We start from the raw sequence: 5,146 nt of genomic DNA, 5'->3' as shown, positions 1-5,146 counted from the left end.
GCTTGGTCTTCCCCGAATCTATGTTCCCGCCGAAGCATAACTTGGTCGAACCGCCGTGGTACGGACCCGTATGCCCGGTGGTGTGGGAGGGGCGGCGCTGCGAGGCGTCCCCCTATCCCGATCAGCGAGGTCCTTCAGCCCTTCGCGCGAGTGATAGCCTTTGTCCGCGATCAGGTCGCACGGCTCCTCGTCGGTCGGACCGAGCCCGATCTTTTCCAGCTTTTCCACCGCGGCTTTCAGCCCCGCCGAATTTCACCCCAGCACAACGGAATCAGCGCCAGCCGACTTCGTCAACGGGCTGATAAACAGCTATCGCGTCCCCAATACGGTAGATTAAAATATCCCAAAGGCGGTAAACCGCAATATCGGCAGGCGTCCGCTCAGCGGCGCTGCGCGGAGGATCGGTGTGACGGAATGAAAGACCAAGTTGTGACCCGGCGGCGCGGCGCTGCTTTAGAAGCGGCAATCCTCGATGCCGCTTGGGAAGAGCTCTTAACACAAGGATATATCAACTTCACAATTGAAGGTGTTGCGAAGCGCGCTGGGACGAGCCGCCCGGTTTTATACCGACGCTGGCCGAACCGCGTCAGTCTCGCAACCGCTGCAATAATACATTTCACCAAAGCTAATCCGATTTCTGTGCCGGATATGGGCAATGTTCGCGATGAACTCTGTCTGCTCTTACGAAAATTTGCAGACCGAATTCCCCCAAACTCAACTCGTCTGTTTTTCGATGTGAGCTCCGATATGGCGGCTCACGGTGACAGTTTCACAGATGAACGCTTCAAGGAAAAATTGCTTGGCGACCTGATTAACCGAGCGGTCGCGCGCGGTGAGATTGACGAGAATCGGCTAACACCTTTGGTCAATTGGGTTCCAACCGGCCTTGTTCTGACTCTAACTATGATAAGCGGCAAAACGCCGTCCGACGAGGCAATCGCGGCGATTGTGGACCAAGTCTTTCTTCCTATAGTCTCGACGACAGAGCGTCGAAATTAATAAACGACGAGAACCTATTGATTCTCAATGAAGAATCGTTTCGGTCATTATGATTTATATCGGGCAGAAGTGAAGTCGCTGCGCGTTCCGCCGACGTGAGGCGTTTTGCGGTTGGGGCTGCGGAGCGGTGTTGGCCTTCGATGGATGGCTCGGCCGCCTCCTGCACTATCGGTCGCTAATTAGATTCGATCCGCATCTTATTGACGCGGCAATCGCCATAAGATACACATTGTATCTAACGGGTGGCGTCGCTCCGCAAGGGCCTATCTGCCGAAGGCCGCGTCGCTCAGGGCGCCGCGACATTCCTGCGCTTGAGCTGAGGTTGTGGCGCATCGGAAGTTCAGCCGGTGAGGTGTAAGGAAATCGACGATGAAAGCTGTTATGAAAAAGACATGGTTCGCCTTGGCAATGCCGGTCCTTTTGATGCCGGCAACGGCCTCACTGGCCCAGAGTCTTCCAGATTATCTCCGGCCTGTAGGAAATTTAAGTAGTCCATATAACCTTTTAATTCCAAACTACATGGAAAGCCCCTCGATATCGGCATGGGAGGGTTTTAATTTTAGGCCAATTATCAGTTACAATACTATTGCATTCGACCGCACTCGACTTCGCGATGCGAAGGGACTGACGGTTGGCGTCTCCGGCGGCTACGATTTTCGCTACGACCATTTCGTACTCGGTCCGACGGCGAGCGTAAGTTATAATTTTGGACGCGGTGATCAATCGAGTATAGATGGCGTTGCTGGATACAAAGCATATGCAGATGTCGACGGTTCGATAGGCCTCCGGGTGGGCTATATATGGGATCGGACGCTGATATACGGGGCCGGCGGCTATGCGTTAGCCAATACTCATGTGAAGAATGACGTATTAGGTCTTTCCGAATCTAAAGCGCTATCGGGATGGACGGCCGGTGGCGGCCTGGAATACCTTTGGAGCGACAACAATAGCGTTCGCCTCGAATATAAGCGGGTTCAATTCTCGGAAACAGTGTTTGATGCGCTTCCTATCAACAACAACAGAGTCAAGGCGAGTATGGATAAAATATCCATCGGATTTGTTCGTCGATTTTGACCAACAAGAAATGCCTATCTTTGTGCTGCACGGGCTGCCGCTTGTGCGTGAGGAGCTCCGCGCCGGTTCTCCCCGTGCCTTGACCTTGCGAAAGCGATGGTCGGCGAGCCGCGAAAAAGCGGACCGCTAACCCTGTGCTTTCCGGCCACGCCAAGGCCTCTGAGATCTTGGACGCAATGGCTGCAGTGCTCGACGATGGCGCTCCCGTCGGGCGGCTCTTGCGACCGAGCTAGTCGCCGCGCCGAAGGCCGCCAAGATCGTTAGAAACGCCAAACGCGCGGGACCGTGGAATTGCAGCTTGGCCGCAGCAATTGGGTTGACGCAATGGTCGGCAGCCGAACGCTAAGCCGTCATTCATGGACGCATGCAAACGACGCCTTCGATGATGGGTTTCGGACGCCGGCCCCAACACGAGCGAACGGTCTGGCGCAGGGGCCGGCGTTCGAAAGCCTCTCTAGGAGGAAACCGCGGGCAGGAAGGGCTGCGTTTGCAGCGGGGCGCGCTATGGGGATTTCGAGACGAGCGCCAGATCAGGTAGGCCTCTGTATCGAACGCCGACGCCAGGACCTGCGGCTTTGGCCTTCGCCGAGGATGCTGATCGGTTGAGTTGGGCGTCGTTTTTTCCTGAGGTCGTGAGGCGGGGACGGGTTCGGATAGGCGTTTGGAACGCGGCGGCCCGTCGCCAGGGCGAAGTCGGCGGCGCAGACGAGCAGAACTGGGGAGCGGGCCGCGGCGTCGTGGTCATGAGCTGTCGATCCTGATCTGACGGGGAGCCGGCGGTCGCGCTGGGCACACGCCTTCGAACGTCTCGATGATGATCATCCGGCCGCCGCAACAGGGGCATTTCCGCGTTTCGTCAGCGGAACCAGCGGCCCCATCCGCTTCGGGCTGCTGTTGCGGCGTGGGCGCGGCGACCGCCAGCAGCGCGCGGATGCGTTCGATGTTGAAGGCGCGCGCCGCGCTGGCGAACAGGCCGTAATGGCGGATGCGGTGGAATCCGCTCGGCAGCACGTGCATGAGGAACCGGCGGATGAACTCGGCCGGTGCGAGCGTCATGGTCTTGAGCCGGTCGCCCTCCTTGATCCGATAGTCTTTCCATTTGAAGGTGACGCCGGCGTCGTCGAGCGCGACAAGCCGGGAGTTCGAGATGGCGACGCGATGGGTGTAGCGCGACAGATAGGCGAGCGCGGCTTTCGGCCCGGCGAAGGGGCGCTTGGCGTAAACCACCCATTCGCAACGACGCAGGGGCGCGAGGGCGGCGGCGAACGCGGCAGCGTCGGAGAGCGCGGAAAGCTCGCCGAAGAAGGCCAGCCGGCCGGCGGCGTGGAGCGCAGCGACCTTCGAGGAACAGCCGCCGGAACAGGCGCGACAGCACGCGCACCGACAGGAAGAAGCCCGGCTTGCAGGTGATCCAGCGCGAGCCCTCCGGCGACAGGCCGCCGCCGGGGACGATGATGTGGACATGGGGATGATGGGTCAGCGCCGATCCCCATGTATGCAGTACGGCGGTGAGGCCGATGCGGGCGCCGAGATGTTTGGGATCGGCGGCGATGGTCGTCAGCGTCTCGGCCGCCGCCTTGAACAGCAGATCGTAGACGGCGGCCTTGTTCTGGAACGCGATCTGCGCGATCGCGGCCGGCACGGTGAAGACGACGTGGAAATAGGGAACCGGCAACAGGTCGGCTTCGCGGTCCTCCAGCCATCGTCGAGCGGCGGCGGCCTGACACTTCGGGCAGTGCCGGTTGCGACAGGAATTGTAGGAGATGCGCGTGTGCGCGCAATCCTCGCAGCGCTCGACATGACCGCCGAGCGCCGAGGTGCGGCAATGTTCGATCGCCGACATCACCTTCAATTGGGCGAGGCTGACATGGCCCGCGTTGGCTTTGCGCCAGTCCGCTCCATGGGCGTCAAAAATGTCGGCGACCTCCAGACGAGGCCGCGGCATCAGCGCGCGTCAGGCGTGCTGGACGCGCCCGACTAAATCCTTCAGCTTTTCCAGCGGGCTGGCGATGTCGCGGATCGTGTTGACCGCGACGCGGGTGTAGAGCGCCGTCGTCTCCAGCTTCGCGTGGCCGAGCAGGACCTGGATCACGCGGATGTCGACGTTCTGTTCGAGCAGGTGCGTGGCGAAGCTGTGCCGCAGGGTGTGCGGCGACACGCGCTTGGCGATGCCGGCCTCCCGCGCCGTTTCGCGCACCACGCGGCTCAACTGGCGCGCAGACATCGGGTTGACCGGGTTCTGCCCGGGAAAGAGCCAGGCTTGGGGCCGCGCCGCCCGCCACCAGTCACGCAGCCATTCCAGCAGTTGCGGCGACAGCATGACATACCGGTCGCGCTGGCCCTTGCCCGGCTCGACGCGCAGGGTCATGCGCTGGCTGTCGATGTCCGAGACCTTGAGCGCGACGACCTCGGAGACGCGCAGGCCCGCGCCATAGGCGACGCCGAACGCGGCCCTGTATTTCAACCCCGGCGCGGCATCGAGCAGGAGGGACACCTCGTCCTGGCTCAGCACCACCGGCGCCCGACGCGGCATGTGCACGCCGGCGAGATGGCGGGCGAGTTCAGGACGTTCGAGCGTGACGTTGAACAAGAACCGCAGCGCGGCGACGGCGGCGTTGACGCTCGGCGCGCCGATTTTCTGCTCGGCCAGATGCAGCTGATAGAGGCGGACGTCCTCAGCCGTGGCGGTGTCCGGCGAGCGGGCGAGAAAGACCGCGAAGTTCCGCACGTGGCGGATGTAGTCCTTCTGAACCTTCTCCTTGAAGCGCCGCGACGCCATATCCTCGATCATGCGCTGGCGCAACGGGCTGTTGGGCTGGTCGATCATAGCGAAAACTCCTGTCTCGCTTGGGGTTGAACCCCACGATCTTGAGACAGGTCAGCCTCGCCGTATCAGCTATTCCAACGCCACGAACTTCGCCGCAGATACCGCGAAGCGGTTTAGTCGTGTGCCGGGCATGTTCGGTAGCTTGGAGGTGAAAGTCCTCTACCCAACCTGATGGAGGTGAAGGGTTAGCAATGCGCAAGGGCTATCGCCGCGAGGCGGGGTCTGAAGGAAGCGCGGAGCAAAAGT

The 5,146-nt window shown here is 60.9% G+C and carries 3 protein-coding genes and 1 pseudogene; 2 read left to right on the top strand and 2 right to left on the bottom strand.

All coding sequences use genetic code 11. The features are described 5' to 3' along the window. Positions 1 to 414 precede the first annotated feature (414 nt). Positions 415 to 999, top strand: coding sequence for a TetR/AcrR family transcriptional regulator (locus tag CCR94_RS00170; RefSeq protein WP_104505881.1), 585 nt, complete (start codon positions 415 to 417; stop codon positions 997 to 999). A gap of 369 nt (positions 1,000 to 1,368) precedes the next feature. Continuing rightward, a complete protein-coding gene (locus CCR94_RS00165) occupies positions 1,369 to 2,073 on the top strand; it encodes an outer membrane protein (RefSeq protein WP_104505880.1) in 705 nt (234 codons plus the stop codon). Positions 2,074 to 2,814: 741 nt separating this feature from the next. On the opposite strand, the pseudogene CCR94_RS00160 reads toward CCR94_RS00165, so the two are convergent. Continuing rightward, positions 2,815 to 4,018, bottom strand: a pseudogene (locus CCR94_RS00160) (IS91 family transposase). 9 nt (positions 4,019 to 4,027) lie between these two features. After that, positions 4,028 to 4,900 carry a tyrosine-type recombinase/integrase gene (locus tag CCR94_RS00155; RefSeq protein WP_104505879.1) on the bottom strand — a complete coding sequence of 291 codons (873 nt, stop codon included), beginning with the start codon at positions 4,898 to 4,900 and terminating at the stop codon, positions 4,028 to 4,030. Between the last annotated feature and the right edge of the window lie 246 nt (positions 4,901 to 5,146).

The organism is Rhodoblastus sphagnicola (genome assembly GCF_002937075.1).
Lineage (GTDB): Bacteria > Pseudomonadota > Alphaproteobacteria > Rhizobiales > Beijerinckiaceae > Rhodoblastus > Rhodoblastus sphagnicola.
Note: the sequence above shows the minus strand (reverse complement) of the source record. Positions and strands in the feature narration are given on the sequence as shown.

What these genes read in the sequence shown, in the direction of transcription:
- CCR94_RS00170 (WP_104505881.1), top strand. Translation starts at nt 415, where the DNA reads ATGAAAGACCAAGTTGTGACCCGGCGGCGCGGCGCTGCTTTAGAAGCG.
- CCR94_RS00165 (WP_104505880.1), top strand. Translation starts at nt 1,369, where the DNA reads ATGAAAGCTGTTATGAAAAAGACATGGTTCGCCTTGGCAATGCCGGTC.
- CCR94_RS00155 (WP_104505879.1), bottom strand. Translation starts at nt 4,900, where the DNA reads ATGATCGACCAGCCCAACAGCCCGTTGCGCCAGCGCATGATCGAGGAT.